This is a genomic window from Sphingomonas phyllosphaerae, from assembly GCF_029623345.1.
Lineage (GTDB): Bacteria > Pseudomonadota > Alphaproteobacteria > Sphingomonadales > Sphingomonadaceae > Sphingomonas > Sphingomonas phyllosphaerae_C.
Genome location: NZ_JAPYKH010000007.1, coordinates 115,362 through 136,033, shown reverse-complemented (window position 1 = coordinate 136,033; position 20,672 = coordinate 115,362). Strand labels below are relative to the sequence as shown.

Annotated in this window: 18 protein-coding genes; 11 read left to right on the top strand and 7 right to left on the bottom strand. The window is 65.4% G+C overall.

Annotation, left to right across the window (positions count from 1 at the left end; all coding sequences use genetic code 11):
* The first annotated feature begins 258 nt into the window (after positions 1 to 258).
* Positions 259 to 1,842: a Na+/H+ antiporter gene (locus QBJ89_RS09260; RefSeq protein WP_277980227.1), complete on the top strand. Its 1,584-nt coding sequence runs from the start codon at positions 259 to 261 to the stop codon at positions 1,840 to 1,842.
* A 118-nt stretch (positions 1,843 to 1,960) separates the two neighbouring features.
* Here QBJ89_RS09260 and QBJ89_RS09255 read toward each other — a convergent pair whose 3' ends face one another.
* Together QBJ89_RS09255 and QBJ89_RS09250 are read right to left on the bottom strand one after the other, a co-directional pair.
* Entirely contained in the window at positions 1,961 to 2,314 is a 354-nt protein-coding gene (locus QBJ89_RS09255) for an ArsR/SmtB family transcription factor (RefSeq protein ID WP_277980226.1), read from the bottom strand.
* Between the two features lies 1 nt (position 2,315).
* A complete protein-coding gene (locus tag QBJ89_RS09250; protein ID WP_277980225.1) occupies positions 2,316 to 2,789 on the bottom strand; it encodes an SRPBCC domain-containing protein in 474 nt (157 codons plus the stop codon).
* A gap of 212 nt (positions 2,790 to 3,001) precedes the next feature.
* Here QBJ89_RS09250 and QBJ89_RS09245 point away from each other — a divergent pair, with 212 nt between their 5' ends.
* On the top strand, positions 3,002 to 3,577 hold the full coding sequence (locus QBJ89_RS09245; RefSeq protein WP_277980224.1) for a YdeI/OmpD-associated family protein: 576 nt from the start codon (positions 3,002 to 3,004) through the stop codon (positions 3,575 to 3,577).
* A gap of 381 nt (positions 3,578 to 3,958) precedes the next feature.
* Positions 3,959 to 6,061 (top strand): putative bifunctional diguanylate cyclase/phosphodiesterase, encoded by a 2,103-nt coding sequence (locus QBJ89_RS09240; protein WP_277980223.1) that lies wholly within the window; start codon positions 3,959 to 3,961, stop codon positions 6,059 to 6,061.
* A gap of 9 nt (positions 6,062 to 6,070) precedes the next feature.
* Here the strand turns inward: QBJ89_RS09240 and QBJ89_RS09235 are convergent, their stop codons facing one another.
* The 4 genes from QBJ89_RS09235 to QBJ89_RS09220 all read right to left on the bottom strand — a co-directional run bounded on the left by QBJ89_RS09235 (position 6,071) and on the right by QBJ89_RS09220 (position 11,499).
* Positions 6,071 to 6,208, bottom strand: coding sequence for a hypothetical protein (locus tag QBJ89_RS09235; protein ID WP_277980222.1), 138 nt, complete (start codon positions 6,206 to 6,208; stop codon positions 6,071 to 6,073).
* A gap of 400 nt (positions 6,209 to 6,608) precedes the next feature.
* Positions 6,609 to 7,151 carry a phosphatase PAP2 family protein gene (locus QBJ89_RS09230; protein WP_277980221.1) on the bottom strand — a complete coding sequence of 181 codons (543 nt, stop codon included), beginning with the start codon at positions 7,149 to 7,151 and terminating at the stop codon, positions 6,609 to 6,611.
* On the bottom strand, positions 7,148 to 10,318 hold the full coding sequence (locus QBJ89_RS09225) for an efflux RND transporter permease subunit (RefSeq protein WP_277980220.1): 3,171 nt from the start codon (positions 10,316 to 10,318) through the stop codon (positions 7,148 to 7,150). The genes QBJ89_RS09230 and QBJ89_RS09225 overlap by 4 nt, the downstream gene beginning before the upstream one ends.
* On the bottom strand, positions 10,315 to 11,499 hold the full coding sequence (locus QBJ89_RS09220; RefSeq protein ID WP_277980219.1) for a TolC family protein: 1,185 nt from the start codon (positions 11,497 to 11,499) through the stop codon (positions 10,315 to 10,317). The genes QBJ89_RS09225 and QBJ89_RS09220 overlap by 4 nt, the downstream gene beginning before the upstream one ends.
* Before the next feature lie 196 nt (positions 11,500 to 11,695).
* Between QBJ89_RS09220 and QBJ89_RS09215 the strand changes: the two genes are divergently transcribed.
* The 8 genes from QBJ89_RS09215 to QBJ89_RS09180 all read left to right on the top strand — a co-directional run bounded on the left by QBJ89_RS09215 (position 11,696) and on the right by QBJ89_RS09180 (position 19,359).
* Entirely contained in the window at positions 11,696 to 12,373 is a 678-nt protein-coding gene (locus QBJ89_RS09215; RefSeq protein WP_277980218.1) for a response regulator transcription factor, read from the top strand.
* Between the two features lie 16 nt (positions 12,374 to 12,389).
* Positions 12,390 to 13,712 carry a sensor histidine kinase gene (locus QBJ89_RS09210; RefSeq protein WP_277980217.1) on the top strand — a complete coding sequence of 441 codons (1,323 nt, stop codon included), beginning with the start codon at positions 12,390 to 12,392 and terminating at the stop codon, positions 13,710 to 13,712.
* Between the two features lie 95 nt (positions 13,713 to 13,807).
* Positions 13,808 to 14,464, top strand: coding sequence for a Dps family protein (locus QBJ89_RS09205; protein ID WP_277980216.1), 657 nt, complete (start codon positions 13,808 to 13,810; stop codon positions 14,462 to 14,464).
* Between the two features lie 40 nt (positions 14,465 to 14,504).
* Positions 14,505 to 14,993 carry a DUF3833 family protein gene (locus QBJ89_RS09200; RefSeq protein ID WP_277980215.1) on the top strand — a complete coding sequence of 163 codons (489 nt, stop codon included), beginning with the start codon at positions 14,505 to 14,507 and terminating at the stop codon, positions 14,991 to 14,993.
* Positions 14,994 to 15,733: 740 nt separating this feature from the next.
* Positions 15,734 to 16,102, top strand: coding sequence for a phosphonate transporter (locus QBJ89_RS09195; RefSeq protein WP_277980214.1), 369 nt, complete (start codon positions 15,734 to 15,736; stop codon positions 16,100 to 16,102).
* Between the two features lie 10 nt (positions 16,103 to 16,112).
* Positions 16,113 to 17,402: a sensor domain-containing diguanylate cyclase gene (locus QBJ89_RS09190; protein ID WP_277980213.1), complete on the top strand. Its 1,290-nt coding sequence runs from the start codon at positions 16,113 to 16,115 to the stop codon at positions 17,400 to 17,402.
* Positions 17,403 to 17,425: 23 nt separating this feature from the next.
* Complete coding sequence (locus tag QBJ89_RS09185; protein WP_277980212.1) at positions 17,426 to 18,559, top strand: AMP-binding protein; 1,134 nt, start codon at positions 17,426 to 17,428, stop codon at positions 18,557 to 18,559.
* Between the two features lie 107 nt (positions 18,560 to 18,666).
* Positions 18,667 to 19,359 (top strand): EAL domain-containing protein, encoded by a 693-nt coding sequence (locus QBJ89_RS09180; RefSeq protein WP_277980311.1) that lies wholly within the window; start codon positions 18,667 to 18,669, stop codon positions 19,357 to 19,359.
* Between the two features lie 84 nt (positions 19,360 to 19,443).
* On the opposite strand, the gene QBJ89_RS09175 is transcribed toward QBJ89_RS09180, so the two are convergent.
* Positions 19,444 to 20,670, bottom strand: coding sequence for a histidine-type phosphatase (locus QBJ89_RS09175; protein WP_277980211.1), 1,227 nt, complete (start codon positions 20,668 to 20,670; stop codon positions 19,444 to 19,446).
* Positions 20,671 to 20,672 lie beyond the last annotated feature (2 nt).

Sequence of the window (20,672 nt, the reverse complement as noted above, 5' to 3'; positions counted from 1 at the left end):
CCGGAGCCGCCGCTCGTTGAGACCGCGCCGATCGAGGCTGAGGCAAGGCGCCGGCAACCGCGCGGCGATCAAAGTTGAATGGCCGTGAGCAGCCAACCAAACCTTTCAGCAAGCAAGATGCTATCCCGGACCCGACGCCGCGCCGCTACGTCGCCCGTCCTTCCCGGTCAGCGACGCACGCCTAGATGGCCAATAGGTTCTTGTTGATCGGGTGAGCTTTTTCCGCTTTCGCTCGCTTGCCAGAAGGGGGAACAGAACATGCATGCAGCGGCGGAGTTCGAGCTGATCATCGCCATGTTCCTGGTGATCGTCGGGCTCCATTACATCGCGCGGCGCCTGTCGCTTCCGCCCGCGGCGGCGCTCATTGTCGGCGGCGGGGCGGTCGCCTTCATACCCGGCCTGCCCGCGGTCGCGATCGACCCCGAGCTGGTGCTCGTCCTGTTCCTGCCGCCGCTGCTGATGGACGGCGCGTGGTTCACCGCGATCGCGCCATTCCGCCGCCATATGGCCGGCATCCTGTCGCTGGCGATCGGCGCCGTGTTCTTCACCACTGCGGCCGTCGCGGTGGTCACCAAGCTGCTGCTGCCGGCGCTGCCCTGGGCAGCCTGCGTCGCGCTCGGCGCGATCCTGTCGCCACCCGATGCGGTGTCGGCGCGTGCCGTGCTTCAGCAGGTACGCTTGCCGCGCCGCCTTTCGACCCTGCTGGAGGGCGAGAGCCTGCTCAACGATGCCGCCGGGCTGGTGCTCTTCCGCTTCGCGGTGGCCGCGGTGCTGACCGGCACCTTCAGCCTTGGCGCGGCAACCGGCACCTTCTTCCTGCTCGTGGTGGGAGGCATCGCAGTCGGCGCAGGCATCGGCGCGCTCTGGGTGTTGATGTTGCGTCGGCTCGGCGACGACACGCTGATGATCGCCGCGACGATGCTGGTGTGCTGGAGCGCCTACATCGCCGGCGAACTGCTGCATGTGTCCGGGGTGATCGCCGTCGTGAGCGCCGGCCTGACCTGTGGCTGGTTCCAGCATGTCGTGTTCAGCGCCAGCGTGAGGATTCGTGCGCTCGCCTTCTGGCAGGTGCTCGTCTTCCTTCTCGAGGCGGCGGTGTTCACGCTGATCGGGTTCTCGCTGCGCGGCATTCTTGACCGTATCGGGGATCCCACCCGCAGCGTCGACACGATGGCGATCCCCGTTTTGGCCATTGTCGCGGCGGTGATTGTCGCCCGCTTCCTGTGGATCTTCGCAGCCGACGCGGTCGTGGCACTCCTGCGCGGCGTGGGTTGGGCGTCGGCGCGCCCGCTGGGTGGACGCGCTGCGCTCGTCATCAGCTGGGCGGGTATGCGCGGCGTGGTGACGCTGGCGGTCGCCTTGTCGTTGCCGGAGGCGATGCCGGAGCGCGACCTGATGCTGGTCATCGCCTTCGCCGTGATCCTGGTCACGGTCTTGGTCCAGGGCACTTCGCTGGGCTGGGTCATCGAACGCGCGAGTCCGAAGGAAGATCGGGCGGCGCTGCCGCCGCTCGACCTCCAGGCCGCCGAGCATGCTATGTTCCGGGCGCAACTCTCGGCGGTCGAACGCGAAGCCCATGACGCTGACGGACAGGTCATCCATCCTCAGCTGCTCCGTCGCTACCGCACGCGCGCCACCGCGGGCGAGGCGTTCGATGGCACCGCGGAAGAGCGCAACCAGGCAATCGCGAGCCATTTCGACGTCATCATCGCGGGGGTGGAAGCGGGCCGGGCCGAGCTGGTCCGGCTGCATCGCACGGGCCAGATCGACGACGAGACGCTCCACGATCTCGAGCACGACCTCGACCTGGAGGAATTGGGAGCCGTCGCCGCGAAGGGTTGAGGCGACGCAGCGTCTCGGCGACGCAGAGGAGGTCGTGCCGGACGCCGCGCCCGCACCTCGACCGCGGTCGCTCGCTCATATCCGCGCTCGAGGCATCCGAGCGTTCCGAAAACCCGTCTTACCGCTCGCCGTCCTGCTGGCTGGATAGGACCGCACCTAGCGCATCGAGCCGCCTGTCCCAGGCTGATCGCCGCGCGCTCAACCACTGCTCCACAATCTTCAAACCATCATGGTTGAGCTGGCAGGACCGGACACGGCCTAGCTTGCTACTGGTGACAAGCCCCGCTTCCTCAAGAAGCCGGATGTGCTGGCCGACGGCTGTGAGCGTGATCCCCGCCAGGTCAGCCAACGCCGAGACGGCCTGCGGGCGCTCGCCCAGCCGTTCGATCATGCGGCGCCGCGTCGGATCACCTAACGCCTGCAGCAGCAGATCGATCGGCTCGGCATCGGCCTTCCGGCGTGGCCGCGCCACGTCAGTCTGCCAGGCGACGGCCGAGCCGATCGAGCAAGTCGCTCCAGCCCTGCTCACGCATGACGGGACCGTCGGCGCCCTCGAAGAACACGCCCTGGAAGGTGCAGGTGAGGGCGGTGCCACCATCCGCCTCCGCGATCTCGATTGTCTCCAGGGCGACCGAGATCGGCCTGCCTGCGATTGCCATGCGAGACGATATGATGATGCGCTGTCCGTCCACGATGTCATGAAAGACGCCGTCGTTTGTCAGCTCGACGCCGGGAAAGGGTGTGTCGGGCCCGAACTGGTAGGCGAGCCGCTCGACGCCACCGACCCTGAAATCGCTCTCGAATGCCTTGATCTCGTGGGTGTGGCTTTCCGCATACCAGCTCTTCTTGATCGCGGGATCGGCGCACGCGGCGAACACCTTGGCAGGCGCTACCGGGTAGCGCCGCTCGATCGTGAAGTTGCCATGCACGGCGGCAGGGGTGGTCATATCCAGCTCCATTACTGCGGTAATGGCTTCACTATGCACAGCATGATCGCTTCAGTCAAGTTTTAACCTCAGTCTTGCGAGCGAAACGTTCGGTCACCCGCAGAGGTCCGGCTTGGGTGCGTGCGCCCCCTCTCCCTCGTGCCACGGGCGCATTAGCCGAAGGCGGAGACGCGCCGCTTCTCAGCGGGACCGTCCTTCGTTAGCTTCAAGTGATGCCGCTCCCTCAAACCGAGGCCATCGCATTCGAGACCCCTGAGGATCTCGCCGACTGGCTTGTCGAGCACCACGCCACCAACGCAGAACTATGGGTGCGCATCTACAAGGAGGGCACCGGACAGCGGTCCGTTACGTGGACCGACTGCGTCGTGGAGGCGATCCGCTTCGGCTGGATCGACGGCCTAAAGAGATCCGCGGACGAGCGCTCGTACCTTCAGCGCCTCACGCCACGCCGGCCAGGATCCAATTGGTCCGCCAGGAACCGTGATCATGCCGAGCGGCTGATAGCTGAAGGTCGCATAACGCCGGCCGGGTTCGCCCATGTCGAGGCCGCGCGTACAGAGGGACGTTGGGAGACTGCCTATGAGGGCTCGGCCACGATGGTCATCCCGCAGGATTTCCTGGACGCGCTAGCGGCCTTTCCGGAGGCGGAAGCGTTCTTCCGCACCCTCGACCGCAAGAACCTCTACCCAATCTACTACCGACTCCAGACAGCCGAGCGGCCGGGAACCCGGGCTCGCAGGATGCAGCAGATCCTCGCGCAGCTCGCGCGCGGTGAGCGCTTTCACTGACCTGACCCAACAGCGGTCGCTGCGGGTGCTTTGCCCGTTCCTTAACTTCGGTCGCCCGCTTATCTCAAGGCGGCCGGGCGCGTCGCGAGGCTGCCCATGCGGTCAAGCCCGGACACATGCCGCCCTCTCAGGCGCCGGTGCCCTTGATCGCCTCACAAGCGGGATCACGCTAGACCAATGTCTAACGGTTCGGGTGCATTTCATCACTCGCCTGGCTTGTGCTAACCAAGGCTAAAGGGTTGCTATCTATAGTTTTCTTCAGGGCTACTCAGCGATCGCTGGCGGGCTGGACAGGGTAAGGCGGGCTGGAAAGCTGGTTGGATGCGGCGGTCAGATGTGAAGCACGACCTCGCCTCGAGGCCTACCACAGCCTCCGCGTCTGTGCTGGACGCGCTTGCCGCCGCTCAGCAAGAGGCAGATCACTACCGCACCAGCGTCGAGATGGCCCGGCATATCAGCTGGAGCGCTGACGCGAGCGGCGCCATTCGGACCGCCAGCGCCCGATGGACAGAAGTCACCGGCATTGATCTCGCGGAGGCGCTGGGCAGCGGCTGGCTTGACGCGCTGCATCTAGACGACGTCGAACCGACGCTCCGCGAATGGCGTCTCGCGCTCGAATCTACCTCGTCGATCGACGTCGATTACCGATTGCGCACACCAAACGGCTATCGCTGGTTCCGCTCGTGTGCCTCACCACGCGTGGATCGTTCGGGCACGGTACTCGGCTGGTTCGGCACGCTCGAAGACATCAATGATCGGAAACAAGCCGAGACAGCCCTGCAAGCGAGCGAGGAACGCTTCCGCTTGGCAGCGGAGGCGGCAGGCATCGGCATCTGGGACTATGACGTCCTGCTCGGCAAGCGCCTGTGGTCAGACGTGTTCCGTGCCATGCTCGGGCTCGCTCCCGAGGTGCCGGCGGAGCCTGCCATCGCCCTCGCCCTGGTCGTTCCGGAGGATCGATCCATCCTGCAGCAGCTCGTCGACTCGATCAGCCATGGCGACGTGCACCCCCGCTTCGAGCTGACGGTCCGCATCCACCGGGCCAACGACGGCGCCCTTCGCTGGATGCAGACCAGTGGTTGGCGCGTGAAAGCAGCGAATGGTCGGATAGAGCGCGTCCTCGTCACCATCCGCGACGTCACCGAGCAGCTCACCACCGAGCAGCGTGTGCGATGGGCGGCCGAGCACGATCCCTTGACTGGGCTTATCAACCGAGCCGCTTTCAACAGCCTCCTTGAGCACGCCATTGAACGAGCCGATCGGTCGGCCGACGCGGTGCTCACGCTCGCGCTTGTCGACGTCGATCATCTGAAGGAGACCAACGACACGGCCGGGCATGACGCCGGCGACCTGCTTCTCAGGACCGTCGCCGAGCGGCTTCTTGAGGCCTTGGGTGACGACACCGTCGTGTCGCGCCTCGGCGGCGACGAATTTGCGGCGATCTTCGAGACGCCGTCACAAGAGGCTGCGGAGAACCGTCTTCGCGCCGCCCTGCGCGCGCTTCGTGCGCCCGTTGCGACCGACTCCCTCACCCTCGACTGCCAAGCGACGGCGGGAATGGCCTTCTGCCCGCAGGATGGGCGCGGCGCGCGTGATCTGCTGAAGGCGGCTGACCTCGCGCTCTACTCCGGCAAAGCGAGCGCCCGGGGCGAACTCTCGCGCTTCCGACCGGACATGCGCGCGAGCATGCAGCGTCGTACGTCGATGCTCTCAGTGGCGCGGATGATCGCTCGCGACGATCGCGTCATGCCGTTCTACCAACCCAAGGTCAGGTTGAGCGACGGCGCCTTGTCGGGTTTCGAGGCGCTGCTGCGTTGGCGGCACGACACCTTGGGCATCCAGGGGCCTGACACGATCGCGGCCGCCTTCGACGATCTCGCCGCGGCAATCTCGCTGGGCGAGCGGATGCTCGAGCGGGTCTGCGCCGATCTCGCACGCTGGCGCGACTCCGGACTGGTGCTCACCCGCGTGGCGGTCAACCTGTCCCCTGCCGAATTCCGCCGCGACGATCTGTTCGACCGCATCATGCGGCAGCTGGGTCGCTACGACTTGTCCGCCGAACTCCTCGAGCTCGAGGTCACCGAGACCGTGTTCCTCGGCCGAGGAGCGGACAGCGTCGGCGACACGCTGGCCGCTTTCCACGACGCCGGCGTGACGGTAGCGCTTGACGACTTCGGCACCGGATACGCCTCACTCAAGCACCTGCGGGAGTTCCCGGTCGACGTCATCAAGATCGATCGCAGCTTCGTCGCTGACCTCCTGACAGATCCAGGCGACGCCGCCATCGTCAACGCGGTTCTGGGTCTGGCGAACCAGCTCGGGATTGCCGTAGTCGCTGAGGGCGTGGAGACGCCCGAGCAGGCGGCCTACCTGCGCGAGCAGAACTGTGGTTACGCGCAAGGGTATCTATTCGGGAGGCCCATGCCTGCACATGAAGCTGAGGCGCTGCTCGCCGCGGCATCAGTGCGCCGCCGCGCCTGCTAGCAAGCTCGTTCAGGGCATCACCGTTCGGCGCCGCTCGAGGTCCGCGAAGGTGAACAGCATGCATCTGTCGTCGCCGATTTCGATTGGTTGCCCCGCGAGGATGACGAGCTTGGTGCGGCCGTCGGGGACAGGCAGCTCGGCTTCCATCTGATAATCGCAGGATGTTGAGCTTATACAGGCTATCGGCTCGACGAGCTGGCTGACGGCCTCAGCAAGAGCAGCGAGCAGTTCGCCGCAAGCAGGACTGGCTCGCGGGTGCCATCGCATGCGGCGGTGTTGGGCTGGGCACCCTCGCTTCGTTCCTGCGCGGCGCCGACCTGCGCGAACTCGCGGGACAGGTACATGCTGGCGCCCTCCGTTTCACGGAACTGCGCGATCGGCTTTGTTCCGGCGTAAGCGGACCGTCACAAGCTGACTGGAGGCAGGTGTCATCGTTGTGAGCTCCGCCGGTCGCAATTCGCGGAGGAGCTGGTCCATGCGGCACTGGCTCGTAAACTTAAGTTTAGTGGCAAGCGTCAATAGCGCGACATAAGATGAGAGCAGCTCTTCAGAAACGCAGTGCCACGTCTATCCCCCCGCCATCATGCGCCGACCACGGCGTCAGCCTAACGCGACCGTCATGACGGTTGGTCAGAAGAAGCCCGCTGATGCTGCCGATCGCAGCGCCAGCTAAGACATCGTGGACGTAATGCTTGTCCGCCTGAACCCGCGCCAGCCCAACAACGCTCGCCAACCCAAGCGCCGGGAGCCCAGCCTTCCACCCGTACCGCTTCTCCAGGGTGGCCGCCGCAGCAAACGACACCGACGTATGGCCCGATGGAAAGCTCTTGTTGTCGCTGCCATCCGGGCGGCGTTCATGGATCAGTTCCTTCAACACGAAGGTTGTGCCACCCGCGGCCAGCAAACTCGTCCCAGCCTGCAGATCACCGCCCCAATCACCCTGGACTGCGGGAACGCCCAATGCCGCTCCAACCAGCAGGTCGCGCCCTACGCTGCTCGCCTTAGACCAGTCGTGACTACCGGCGGCAGCCGGCGACGGAACGGCAACGGTCAGTCCCGCTATCAGTACCGCCTGCTGGTATCGCGTCATGCGCTTGCTTCCTTTTCCGCGAATGCATTTCGTCCAGCGATCAGGCGGTAAAGGCTGGGCAGTAGTAGCAGCGTCAGGATCGTCGAAGTGACGATCCCGCCGATCACGACGGTCGCAAGCGGGCGTTGCACCTCCGCCCCCGCCCCGCTTGCGATTGCCATCGGCACGAACCCGATGGCAGCGACGAGCGCGGTCGATAGAACCGGGCGCAGCCGATCGCGCGCGCCCTGCCGCACCGCTTCGTCAACCGGCAGCGCATCACCCTCGCGTCCGTCACGCAGCGAATTGATGTGATCGATCAGCACGAGGCCGTTAAGCATCGCGATGCCCGACAGCGCGATGAAACCGATCGCGGCGGTAATAGAGAACGGCATGCCGCGCAGCCACAACGCCAGCACGCCCCCGGTCACCGCGAAGGGGATACCTGTATAGACGATCGCCGCCTCCTTCACGCTGCCAAGCGCCGCATAGACGAGCAAGAAGATGAGCAGCAGTGCGGCGGGCACGACGATCGACAGGCGCTTCTGCGCCGCCTCGAGCTGGTGGAACTGGCCGCCGAATTCAATCCGGTAGCCCTGTGGCAGCTTGACCCCCCGGCTGACAGCAGCGCGCGCGTTTGCGACGTAACCGGCAAGATCGCTGGTCTTCAGGTTGACCATCAGTGCCGCGCGACGCTTGCCACTGTCATGCAGGATCGGCTCGACCTTGCGCGTTTCACGAAGTCGCGCAACGCGTGATAATGGGACCATGCCATGGTCGCCAACGCGCAAGGGAAGCGCGAGGATCGCGGCAGGGTTGGCGCGCAGCCCCTCGTTCATCCGAACGACGATGGCATGGCGCGCCTCGCCATGAGGAATGAAGCCGACTTCGGCGCCGGCGATCGCATCGGTGATCGCCCTGTTGACCTCCATCGTGCTGAGCCCAAGGCGCAGCAGAGCGGCGTGGTCGAGCTCTACGACGATGCTTTTCGGGCGGCCCGCGGTCTCGAACTCCACGCTTTCGGTGCCGTCCTGCTTCTCAAGGATCGCCTTGGCCTGTTGGGCGGCGCGTTCGAGAACGTCGTAGTCTTCGCCAAAGACTTTGACCGACACGTCAGCGCGGACGCCTTCCAACATTTCGTTAAACCGCATTTCGATAGGCTGCGCGAATTCGAACGTCTGACCGTGATAGACCTGCTCGCCGATCTTACGGATACCCTCGACCAGCTCGTCCTTGGTCTTCGGCTTACCGTCGCCGCTCGGCCAATCCTTCTCGGGTGCGTAGAAGATATAGAGGTCATTTTCGTTGGGCGGCATCGGATCGGTCGCGACCTCACTGGTGCCGATACGCGAGAAGGTGTGCGTCACCTGCGGGAAGTGTCGCCGGATTTGCCGCTCGGTCTCCTGTTCGATCGCCAGGCTGCGTTCGAGCGACATGCCGACCGGGCGATAGACCATTGCGGTTATCGCCCCCTCGTCGAGCTGCGGCGTGAACTGCGAGCCGAGCGTCTTGAAGACGCCGAACGTGACGGCGAGCAAGGCCAGCGCGCCGATTATCAGCAACCACGGATGCGCGACCGCGCGTTCCAGGACCGGCGCATACCCGCGCTCGGCATAGCCGATCAGGCCCTTTTGCCGGCCATCCTCCTTGTCGCTCGCCGGCGCCCGCAGAAGCCAGGCGGACAGCATCGGCACAAGGGTGAAGGTCCATACCAGTCCGGCTAGGATCGCGAGCATCACCGCCTGCGCCATCGGCTGGAACAGCTTGCCCTCCACCCCGCCCAGGCTGAGAACGGGGACGTAGACCAGCGCGATGATCGCGATGCCGAACATCGTCGGGCGTGCGACCATGCGCGCGGCATGCGCGACCGTCTCGCGGCGCTCCTCCGGCGTCAGGTCCTCTTCCTTGTCGCGCCGCCGGTTGGCGAGCAGCCGCAGGCTGTTCTCTACCACCACGATCGAGCCATCGACGATCAGCCCGAAATCGAGCGCACCCAAACTCATCAGGTTGCCCGACACGCCCGCTGCATTCATTCCTGAGACGGTAACGAGGAAGGCGAGCGGGATGACCAGCGTCACGATCAGCGCCGCGCGCCAGTTACCCATCACCCCCAGCAGCACGAGCGCGACGAGCAGCGCGCCTACGCCTAGATTGTGCTCGACCGTCGATATGGTCCGATCGACCAGGTCAGCGCGGCTGTATTGCTGGTCGATCACCATGCCCCTGGGGAGCGCCGCCTGCACGTCGGGCAGCGCATCGTGCACCCGGAGCGCGACCTCGCGGCTGTTCTGCCCAACGAGCATCATCACGGTGCCCAAGACGGTCTCGCGACCGCTCTGCGTGGCCGCCCCCTGTCGGGGTGCCGCACCGATGACGACCTTCGCCAGGTCGCGGACTTGAAGCGGCATCACGCCGCCCGCGAACTTGACCGGGATCGCGCCGATCTCGGTCGCGTTCGTCACGCGCCCGTTGGTCAGGACCGTGAACCGCTCAGCGCCACGCGCAATGATGCCGCCGCCAGCATTCTCGACGTTCTTGCCCACCGCTTCGGCCAGTTCCGCCGCGGTGACGCCGTGCATTGTCAGTCGGGCGGGATCAGGCTCGACGACGAACTGCTCCTCCAGCCCGCCGTTGGTGTTGACGTCCGCAACCCCAGTGACGGCGCGCATCATCGGTCGGACGGTATATTCCTGTGCTTCGTACAGCTCCATCAGCTGCCGCTGCGCCGTCATCCCCAGGGGCGGGCGCTTCCATTCGAGCGTGTAATAATAGATCTCGCCCAGCCCGGTTGTGATCGGTGCGAGCTGCGGCGAGGCGCCGGGCGGCAGCTGGTCGCGCACCGCATTCAGCCGCTCGGTCACGAGCTGGCGCGCACGCATCTGGTCGGTGCCGTCCTCGTAAATGAGCGTGACCTGGCTCAAGCCCGTCTTGGTCAGCGCCCGCGTTTCGGTCAGCCCCGGCTGTCCCGCCATCGCGCGTTCGATCGGCAGCGTCGCCAGCCGCTCGATCTCCTCAGGCGCCAGCGAAGGCACCATCGTGTTGACCTGCACCTGCACCCCGGTGATGTCGGGGATCGCATCGATCCTGAGCGTCGCATACGCCCAGATCCCGACCGCGGCGACGACCGCGGTGATCGCGGCCACCGCCAGCCGGCGGCGCGTGACGAGGTCGAGGAACCAGCCCATCATCGTGTGAGCGGATCGCCACCATTGAGCGCGCGCAACTGCAGCAGCGCCTCGAGCGCCTCCCGCCGAGTGTCGAGCACCGCGTTGGTGGCGTCAACGTAGGATTGCTGCATCTGCATGTACGTCGTCAGCGGAATCGCGCCGAGCCGATAGTTGCGATCCGCGTCTTCTGCTGCGCTGGCGAAGCTCTGCGGCGACGCGCCGTCCCATTTCGCCAGTGCCTGCCGCTTGGCTTCATATTGCGCAGCCTGATCGAAGACATCACGCGCGATCCGGCGCTCGGCCTCGATCAGCGTCGCATTCGCCTGCGCCTGCCTGCCCTGCTCGACTGCGACCTCGCCGGCCTGGCGGTTCCACAGCGGGATCGTCGTCGACAGTCGCGCACCATAATTGGTCTCGCGGATGTCGGAGCGCGCGCGATCGTAATAGGGGCCGACGCTCACCGTTGGAATTCGCGCCTTGCGTGCGAGATCGACGCGCAGGCCCTGCTGTTCGAACTGGGTGCGCAGCGCTTTCAGCTCGAAGTTGTTGGCGCTTGCTCGCTCGGCCAAGGCCTGCCCCGAAGCAAGTTCAGGCAGGCTCATGTCCGGCCGGATGATGCGGATGCGGGCTGTAAACGGCGCACCGCGCAACTGGTTGAGCTCGTAGAGCGCGGAATTGGCCTCAGCGTCCGCCATCGCTGCAGTGCGTTCGGCGCTGATCGCGCCTCCTTGGAGCGACGCTGCCTCCAGACGCGGTGCCGGTCCTGCCGGATCACGCGACACGATGACCCGCGCGAGCTCGCGCATCCGCTGTGCCACGGTCCGCGCCACGGCTGCCTTCTCGTCGGCGGCAAACAACGCGTAGCCAAGTGTCCGTGCGCGCGCCGCGAGCGTCGCGTCGAACTGCTGGAGGCCCGTCCGCGCGAGCTCGACCTGCCGTTCAGCGATCGCGCGCCGCAGGGCGATACGCCCACCAAACTCGATCGGCTGGACGACGGAAACGGCATAGGTCGTGCCTTCGCCGAGCGTGGCGCCAGTCATCCTGTCCGACGCCTGCCGCTGGCCGAACTCGACCACCGCCTCCGGGTCAGCCCAGCGGCCCGCTGCCGTGCGTTCGACGCCAGCGGTCTCGATCTGGCGCTGGTAGAACTGCCGCTCGGGATTGTTGGCAACGACATCCTGGGCCAGCCGATCGAGCGACATGCCCGTCGATTGTGCCGCTGCCCCGGTCGGGACGACCGCCAGCAATAGCGCGAGAAGGCAAATTCGCATGTGACTTTTCCCGGGATACAGCGACCATCGCTATGCACCCAATCGGGCTCACGTCGACTAAATCCCCGTTCACACTCTGAACTGCTATTCAGTTGACGGCGCCTGTTGCAAGTGGCGAAGCGGAAGGGTGACGCACATCCTGCTCATCGAAGACGACGCGGGGACCGCGAACGAGATCGCGCTCGAGCTGGCCGGCCATGGTTATGCCGTCACGCATCGGATCCTTGTTTCGGAAGGACTAGCGGTCGCCCGGGGTGACGCTGTCGACCTGCTGATTCTCGATCGCCAACTACCCGATGGCGAAGGCCTCGACGTTATCGAACGGCTGCGCGCAGAGGGCCGCCGAACGCCGGCGCTGGTATTGAGCGCGCTCGGCAGCCTGGACGACCGCGTCCGCGGCCTGCGTGCGGGCGGAGACGATTATCTGGCGAAGCCCTTTGCGCTCGTCGAACTCGTCGCGCGCGTCCAGGCACTGCTCCGCCGGCCAAATGAGACGCGCGACACGCGACTTATTGCCGGTCCGCTCGACCTCGATCTGCTGGCCGGCACCGCCACCCGGGCGGGGCGCGCGCTTGACCTGTTGCCGCGCGAGTTGAAGCTACTGGACTACCTCGTCCGCCGGCCGGGACGGATCGTCACGCGCTCGATGCTGCTTCAGGACGTGTGGGGCTATACGTTCGAGCCCAACAGCAATGTTGTCGACGTTCATCTGGGGCGCTTGCGCCGCAAGGTCGACGCGAATGGGGAGCCACAGCTGATCCGCAACGTCCGGGGCAGAGGCTATGTCTTCGATCCGTCTGTCTGATCCGCGGACGCGTGCGATGTGGCGCTGGGGCGGCGCGATCGCCGCGCTGCTCGTCATCCAGTCGATCGTTTTGGCGGGCTTGTTCTGGCTGCTGGCGACCGGCAGCCATCAGCGCGAGGCTGAGCGGGGGTTTGCGCAGGATTGCCGCGAGCTTGCCCACCTCGCCCCGGCGATGCGTAGCGCGGAACTGCGCGAGATGCTGGCACACGACATTCATCGCGACCGCTTCCTCGCCCTGTTCGCGCACGACGGCAGGTTGATCGACGGCAACGTCGCTCATCTACCTGAAGGAACTTCACTGACAGGCTCGTTCCTTGCGACGGTCGAACCGACCGAGCTTCCCGGCAAAGACAGTGACGTGGCACGCCTGCGCCTATGCGGCATGCCGGATGGCACGCTGTTGCTGACCGGGCTTGATCTCGACGATGCCGAGGAGGCGCTGCGTACCGTCGAACGGTCACTGATATTGGGCCTGATCCCGGGGCTGTTGCTTGCCATCGGGTTCGGCCTTGTGGCGGGGCGCCGGGCGGCGACGCAGGTCGATGCGGTGCGCGGGCTGACCGAGCGGATCGTGGCGGGCGACCTTGAAGGACGTTTGCCCGTTGGCGACCGGCCGGACAGTTTCGGGCTATTATGCGCGCATATGAACGCGATGCTCGATCGCATTCAGTCTCTCGTCGTGGACGTCCGCGGCGTCGGCGATGACATCGCGCATCAGCTCCGCACGCCGCTGACCCGGCTGCGCGCACGCCTCGAGCGCGGCCTGCGCGAGGCCGACGACATAGACTCGTTCCAGACGACCGCCGACGTCGCCCTGGAGGAGATCGACCAGTTGCTGGGCATCGTCGCCGCGCTCCTGCGCATCCGCGAACTCGGGGACCATGCTCGGCGCAGCCGCTTCGCACCGGTTGATCTCGCAAAGCTTGCCGAGGACGCCTGTGAGCTGCACCGCCCGACCGCCGAGGATCGCGGCATCGATCTTACATGCCTCATTGAGGCAGTGGAGCCGGTCGAGGGCGATGCGAGCCTGCTGGTCGAGGCAATGTCCAACCTGATCGACAATGCGATGAAATTCGGGCCGCCACGAGGCCGCGTCACACTATCGCTCGCGCGCGAAGGAGCCTCTGCCGTCGTGACCGTCGCCGACGACGGACCAGGGGTGCCGCGTGCCGAGCGCTCGCTCGTCACGCAGCGCTTCTATCGTGGTCGTCACGACTGTGAGGGCGCTGGACTCGGCCTAAGCCTGGTCAAGGCAATTGCCGATCTCCACGGTTTCACGCTGCGCTTCGCCGAGCAGGGTAGTGCGGTATCGTTGGTAGGCCCGAACAGCAAAGACTGAACCCGAATTTAGACAACCTCGACGGCGGCCAGACGTATCTGACGGGTAAAGCCGATGGGGTGGCCGGTCCCGCGCCGCCTTGGAGAGGAACTTCAATGCGCTATCTCTTGCTTGCTACCGTATCACTGCTCGCTGCCGCACCTGCTTCCGCGCAGACCCAGCCGCCGGCAGGCCCGTTTCCTCTCAACAGCGTGACCGATCGTGTTCACAATGGACCGCAGGGCAGTGATCTGCGCGCCTCTATCCAAGCGCTCCAGCAGACCCTGACCGAGCTGCAACAACTGCAGCTTCAAACCAAGCAGGCGCACTGGAACATCTCGGGCACATTGTTCTACCCGCTGCACGAGCTGTTGCAGGACCATTATGAGGGCGTCGCCAAATACGCCGACGAGGTTGCCGAGCGGCTACAGGGTATCGGCGTCTCCTCGGACGGTCGGGCGAACACGATCGTGCGCACCAGCCGCATTCCCGAATATCCAGGTGGATTCGTCGACGACGCCCAGGTGATCCAGTGGTTCGCGCAATATTACCGCGTGACCAGCGACGAGATCGCGGCCGGGATCAAGGCGACCGAGGACAAGGATCCAACGACGTCGAACCTACTGCAGGAAGTTCAGCACACAATCGACAAGTACCAGTGGCAGATGCGCGCGATGATCCAGTCAACCCCGACCGACCCCAACACGGGTTCCGACATCAACAATGGTCGCCCCATCGCACCCGCGGGTCGGCCCAGTGCCCCTGTCAATTAACGGCGTGCATGGGCGCGGCCGGCTGTGTTCGGCCATTGCGATGTCGCTGGCGCTCGGCGCCTGCGTGCCCTCGGGGCATCTGGTCCAGCAACGGGCGACATCCCCGACCTTCGATCCGGTCGCGTTCTTCGCGGGCGCTACCGAGGGTGATGGCATACTGAAGATCATGATGAAGCGCCGCCAGCGGGTGCTGGTCGACGGGCACGGGATCGTGACGCCGGATGGGGAAATCGCGCTGGACCAGGACGTCCGGCGCGGCAGCGCGCCGCCAAGCCACCGGACGTGGCACCTGCGCCGCGTTGGCGAAGGACGCTATGCGGGTACGCTCTCCGACGCTGCCGGACCGGTAACCGGCGAGGTGACGGGCAATCTGTTGCACCTCGCCTTCCCGATGAAGGGCGGGCTGCGCGCACAGCAATGGCTTTATCTTCAGCCCGGCGGACAAGTCTTGCGCAACCGCATGGTGGTCACCAAGTTCGGCCTGCCTATGGCAAGCCTCGATGAGACGATCAGGCGCAAGCGCGCCTGAAGGCAGGTCAATTGCAGCAACATGCAATATTGTTATCATCAGCGGGCTGGAAGACCGCTCGGCCACGGCGTCAGCGCGGCCGGTGGTCAGCCGACATGATACCGCTCCGTTCCTCGCGATATTGCGGCGCCTCCACTTGACCTATCTCTGGCGACATCGGGATTATTGTCGCTGAGTGACCCGCCGTTGAAAGGGTTGCCGGAGGGCTCCCCGCAGCGACTGGGACTCGAATCAAAGCTTGCAGAGCAATCGGCACAAGGTTTCAGTCTTGGCGCTGTGTCGGAGGCCGACCAAAGGATGTTCGGAACCGTACGCGGAGCGTCGCTACCGTCCTGACTGGGAAGGCCCATCGTACGGCCCCGGCAGGATTATTCTTCCGCTGCCTCTGGGCTGGGCTGTTTTCCCAAAACCTGTTCCCGATTGCATCTTCCCGGAACGGTCCATCGGACATGGAGAAACGGGACTGCTGCGAGTTGCCGGATAGGCCGGTCTCGGGATGCCACCGTTCAGAAAACGGTCGCTTTCTGGACAGAGGCGGTCGTTTGCCAATATCGGCCACTCACTGCCCGTGGCGCCCTCCCCACTTCGGACGCTTGTTCATTCCCGCGTTCGCATCATCTCAGGGGCACGCTGCGGACGCAAGCGCCCTGTCTGGAGCCCTCGAAAAGGCGAAATCGCCTGCTCTTAGCCGCTGTTTAACGCTCTATGAGGTACGATCGGATGTTCGAGGGAGGCCGTTCGTGACGATCGAAGAAGCATGTTTCGAGGCCATCAGCCTGCGCGATCTTGAAACGATGAGCGCCGCAGAGCAGGACGCCCTGCCTTTCGGCGTCGTCGGCTTTGGCGCTGATACGATCGTTCAACGCTACAACGCAACGGAAGCGCGGATGTCGGGGCTGGACCCTTCCACCGTCCTCGGCGTGCCCTTCTTTGACGCAGTCGCACAATGCATGAACAACTTCATGATCGCGCAGCGCTTCGAGGACGAGCCTAGGATTGACGACATCGTGCCCTATGTTCTGACCTTGCGGATGCGACCGACGAAGGTGAGGCTGAAGCTGCTCGCGGAGCCGGACATGCCACGTCGCTACGTTCTCATCGAGCGATGAGGCACCGGCGATGAGTGAAAAATCCAGCGAGGAGCAGCTCCTCGAGTTCCTCTATGCCTGTCCGGTTGGTTTGATCGAGTGCGATCTCACCGGCGACATCGTCATGATGAACCCGCATGCCATGCAGCACTTGCTGCCGCTTGCCGGGCAGCGCGACGCCGGTAATCTGTTCGCGGCGTTGGAACACCATGCGCCTGAACTACGAAGCTTGGTTGCAGCTTACCAGCCGACCATGGGCCGGATCTGCGACGGCCACCGGATTTTCGTCGATCTTGGGCCGGGCCGACGCACGCAGGCTCCGCGCGTGCTCGCGTGTACGATCGTGAAGCTCGGCGCTGATCGCCTGATGGTGACGCTATCGGAGATCAGCCAACAGGTCGTGCAGGAGGAGCGGCTGCGCCAGGCCGATACATGGTTCGCGACTCTGCTGGACGGCGTCAACGAATATGCCGCCCTCGCGGTCGATCGCGCAGGCGTCATCACCGCAGCAAACCCGTGCTTCACTCGTCAGACGGGCTTCGATCATGTAGCGGCATTGGGCCGCGACCTGGCGGAGGTGCTCCAGAGCGACAACACGGGCGGTGACCTGCGGCTCGGCGAGCAAATCGAGATCGCTGGCCGAGACGGATGGCACCTGCAGGAAGGATGGCAGGCGCGGGCGAATGGCGAGCGCTATTGGTGTCAGCGTCTCGTCGTGGCGCAGTCTGAGACGGATACATCGCCGTACACGGGCTTCTCCGTTATCTTGCGCGACGTGCCGCGCCGCGAGGCCGCGGCCGAGGACGTGCGGCGCCTGTTGACGCGCGATCATCTCACCGGGGCCGCTAATCGACGCCACTTCAGCCAAGCCATGGAGCGTGAACAAGCGCATTGGCGTGAACTGCGTCAGAGCCTGTCGCTGATCGTCCTCGATCTCGACCATTTCAAGTCGGTCAACGACACCTACGGCCACCCAATGGGAGACCTCCTCCTGTGCCGGGTCGCCGAGGTCTGTGCGACGCTCCTTCCCCCGCGTGGCATCTTCGCGCGCCTGGGCGGAGAGGAATTCGGCGCGCTGCTGCCGCGCTATGACCGTGAGCAGGCGCTTGGATTGGCGGAGCAGATGCGCGAGCGGATAGCGGGCATTTTGCTAGACACGCCGAACGGTGTGCTGACCGCGACGGCGAGCCTAGGCTGCGCGACGTTGGAGGAGGCGGGCGGATCGATCGACGCGTTGATCAAGCTGGCTGACGAGCGACTGTACGCCGCCAAGCAGGCTGGGCGGAACCAGGTCCATCGTCTCACCGCTGACGCCGCATGACTTCTTTACCCTCACGCGAGGCGATGCACCAGATCGCGTGCGCCCTTGTTGCGGCGGAGGTGCGCCGCTTGCGAGGTGGCGACCTGCCGCTGCCGCCTCCATGGGCCGACGGGACGGCCATCGCGGACGAAGGGCTTGGCCTAGACTCGCTTGAGCGGCTCGCCGCCATGGGAGCGCTCGCGGAGGCGTTTGAGCTGGACGATGCCATGCTCGGCGACGAACCGCCCGGCACCGTCGGCGCGTGGACAAACTGGATCATGCATCACCATGGCGCAGGCGGACGTCGGCTATCCGTCAAGTCATCGGGTTCAACGGGCGAACCCGTGCTGTGCTCGCATGCCGTCGCTGACCTCGTCATGGAAGCGCGGTTCATGGCCGAGCAATTGCCAAAGCGTCGTCGCGTGGTGGCGCTTGTACCGGCACATCACATGTACGGCCTCATCTGGACGGCATTGTTGCCGGACGCGCTGGGCGTTCCTGTTGTCACCCCGACGGTCGGCACCCCGCTTGACCTGACCCCCGGCGACCTGGTCGTTGGCGTACCCGACCAATGGCAGGCTCTATCGCGCCTGACGCGCCGCTTTCCTGCCGATGTGATCGGCATCAGTTCGGCAGGACCGCTCGACGCGGCCCTTGCGACCGATCTCTTAGCGTCCGGGCTGACCCGGCTCGTCGATGTTTATGGTTCGTCCGAGACTGGCGGGATCGCCTTCCGCGCCCTCCCGGCCACCATTTACGATCTGCTGCCCCGCTGGCACTTGCTGCCGCAAGGCGAGAGCGACTGGCAGCTGATTGATGCTCACGGCGCCCGCTACCCGCTGCCCGATCACATCGAGCGGATCGGGGAACGCGGTCTGCGCCTCATCGGTCGACGCGATGGCGCGGTCCAGGTCGGCGGTCACAACGTCTGGCCTGAGCGGGTCGCGGCCACGCTGCGCGAGCTTGACGGCATCGCCGATGCGGCAGTGCGTCTGGACGGCAATGGCCGGCTGAAGGCGTTCATCGTCCCCGCCGACGGCCGCGACGCCGCCCAACTATCCACCTTGATCGATCGCGCGATCTCCCAGAGGCTTTCGGTGGCGGAGCGCCCGCGCCGTCTGCGGTTTGGACCTACCCTGCCGCGCAACGCCATGGGCAAACTCGAAGACTGGTCATGATCCACACGTCCATCTCGGCCAAGGACGTCGCCCGGTCGTCCTCCTCACCGCTCACCAACGCCTGTCGCGCGTGCCGCAGCGGCGCCGCCTTACCGATCGACATCACGATGGCGTTCCAGCCCATCGTCGATGTCCGCACAGGCGGTGTCTTCGCCTATGAGGCGCTGGTACGTGGCGTCGACGGGCGCTCCGCGGGTGACATATTGTCCGTTGTCTCGCCCGAACTCATCTACCGGTTCGATCAGGCATGCCGGGTGAAGGCTATCGAACTGGCCGGCCGTTTGTTCGCGACAGACGACGGCGCGAAGCTGTCGATCAACTTCATGCCGAACGCCGTGTACGAGCCCAATGCGTGCATCCGCGCGTCGCTCTCCGCGGCGCGCCGTGTCGGCTTCGACCCTGGCCGCCTGATGTTCGAGTTCACCGAGGATGAACGGATGCGCGACGTGTCGCATGTCCGCCACATCATCGACGCGTACCGGACGCGCGGGTTCACGACAGCTATCGACGATTTCGGCGCGGGCTACGCGGGATTGGGACTGCTCGCCGATCTGCGCCCGGATATGTTGAAGTTGGACATGGCTTTGATCCGCGGCATCGATGCGTCGACCTCGCGCCAGATCATCGTCGCAGGTGTGGTGCAGATGGCGGACGCGCTGGGCGTCCGCTGCATCGCCGAGGGCATCGAGACTGCCGCGGAACTTCGTACGATCCGCGAGCTCGGGATCACTCTGTGCCAGGGATACGTGCTCGCCCGTCCATCGATTGAGGCACTGCCGCCCTTGTCCTTGCCCTCGTGAGGACCTAGAAACGGTCACTCAGAAGGCCGCGCCCGCTTCCCGAATCCGGCCGCTCGTTCATCTCGCGGCTCGAGCCTTGCGCGATCACCCGGGGGGATGGGCCAACCGCCAGCTCGTCAGCTTCTCGAACGTCGCTAAGTCGCACCCGTACCTTGCTGATCCGCAGCCCGGAACGGCGATATAGTCGCGGCTGGGCGGCGCGGCGCGGTCCAGCGTCGCCAGTTCGCGAAGCTGCTTCATCGTCTGTGCCTGCTGGAACGCTCGGACGTAACGACGACCGGCGGCGTCGCGCACCAGTTCGAAGCCGATCGCGCCCCCGGGTGCGATGTCGTCGCGGGGATAGTCGGCCATCGTCCAGTGCATGTCGTAAAAGCCACCCAGTGCGGCGATGTTGGTATCGTGCCCGAACAGCAATGTCAGGCGGCCGCCCTTGCCCGCGAGTGCGTCGACGATGCGCGTGACGATCGGCGCGGCCAGACGCTGTGCGACATAGGCCGGGCGAGTCTCGTACTGGAACTTGACCGGGTGGAAGCGCAGGATCGCGCGGATGTCGTCCGGGCTGGCGCGGCCCCAGCCGACCTGCGCCATCTTCATTCCTTCCAGATATTGCAAAAGGATCGTCTGCGCCGCCGTCGATCCGAAGGACAGGCCGCCCTTCAGATCGGGCTTGTCACCGATTTGCGCCTTCAGCGTCGATGCAGTTTCGACGGGCACGCCGACGATGCGCTGCAGGGTGACAAAGTCCGCCTGGCGCGCAGAGACCACGCCCGGTACCCCGCCGGAGGGCAATAGCGCCTGCGCCGCCGCCAGCGCCCGGTCGCCGTCTATTGCGGCCTCTGCGCGGGAGGGATGAAACTGGTCCTCGTCGTCTTGGCTCGCGGCGTGATCGAGCACCACCTTACAGCCCGGCTGCAGCGTGTCGACAAAGGCCAGCCCCGTCTTGATCGCGCGCGGACTGCCGCTGGACCAGGCGCTGATCGATCCCGGCGCGGCGCATCCGGAGGCTGGCAGCAGCCCCTGCGCGACCAACAGGTTCCGGTCATAGGCGGCGAGGCGCCGGATCCCTTCGGCGCCATGCGGGGTCAGGTCTCCGGCGGCGGTGGTCCAGACCGGCCATGGCTGCCGCGTCGTGCCCGGCGGCGTAGCCGGGAATTTGGTCGACGGGCGTACCCCATGCCGCATCAGCATGACCACACGCTCCACGGTCGGCGCTTTCGCCTCCGGCGCGCCTTGCGCGGACGCGCAAAGTGCCAGCGCAGGGGCGTTGGCACAGAACAGGCCTATCGGGCGAAAGAACGCCGAAAGGTTCATGA

Excerpts from the sequence above, each read along its gene's own strand:
- QBJ89_RS09260 (WP_277980227.1), top strand. The coding sequence starts at position 259 with ATGCATGCAGCGGCGGAGTTCGAGCTGATCATCGCCATGTTCCTGGTG.
- QBJ89_RS09250 (WP_277980225.1), bottom strand. The coding sequence starts at position 2,789 with ATGACCACCCCTGCCGCCGTGCATGGCAACTTCACGATCGAGCGGCGC.
- QBJ89_RS09245 (WP_277980224.1), top strand. The coding sequence starts at position 3,002 with ATGCCGCTCCCTCAAACCGAGGCCATCGCATTCGAGACCCCTGAGGAT.
- QBJ89_RS09235 (WP_277980222.1), bottom strand. The coding sequence starts at position 6,208 with ATGGAAGCCGAGCTGCCTGTCCCCGACGGCCGCACCAAGCTCGTCATC.
- QBJ89_RS09230 (WP_277980221.1), bottom strand. The coding sequence starts at position 7,151 with ATGACGCGATACCAGCAGGCGGTACTGATAGCGGGACTGACCGTTGCC.
- QBJ89_RS09225 (WP_277980220.1), bottom strand. The coding sequence starts at position 10,318 with ATGATGGGCTGGTTCCTCGACCTCGTCACGCGCCGCCGGCTGGCGGTG.
- QBJ89_RS09220 (WP_277980219.1), bottom strand. The coding sequence starts at position 11,499 with ATGTCGCTCGATCGGCTGGCCCAGGATGTCGTTGCCAACAATCCCGAG.
- QBJ89_RS09210 (WP_277980217.1), top strand. The coding sequence starts at position 12,390 with ATGTGGCGCTGGGGCGGCGCGATCGCCGCGCTGCTCGTCATCCAGTCG.
- QBJ89_RS09205 (WP_277980216.1), top strand. The coding sequence starts at position 13,808 with ATGCGCTATCTCTTGCTTGCTACCGTATCACTGCTCGCTGCCGCACCT.
- QBJ89_RS09200 (WP_277980215.1), top strand. The coding sequence starts at position 14,505 with ATGTCGCTGGCGCTCGGCGCCTGCGTGCCCTCGGGGCATCTGGTCCAG.
- QBJ89_RS09190 (WP_277980213.1), top strand. The coding sequence starts at position 16,113 with ATGAGTGAAAAATCCAGCGAGGAGCAGCTCCTCGAGTTCCTCTATGCC.
- QBJ89_RS09185 (WP_277980212.1), top strand. The coding sequence starts at position 17,426 with ATGCACCAGATCGCGTGCGCCCTTGTTGCGGCGGAGGTGCGCCGCTTG.
- QBJ89_RS09180 (WP_277980311.1), top strand. The coding sequence starts at position 18,667 with ATGGCGTTCCAGCCCATCGTCGATGTCCGCACAGGCGGTGTCTTCGCC.
- QBJ89_RS09175 (WP_277980211.1), bottom strand. The coding sequence starts at position 20,670 with ATGAACCTTTCGGCGTTCTTTCGCCCGATAGGCCTGTTCTGTGCCAAC.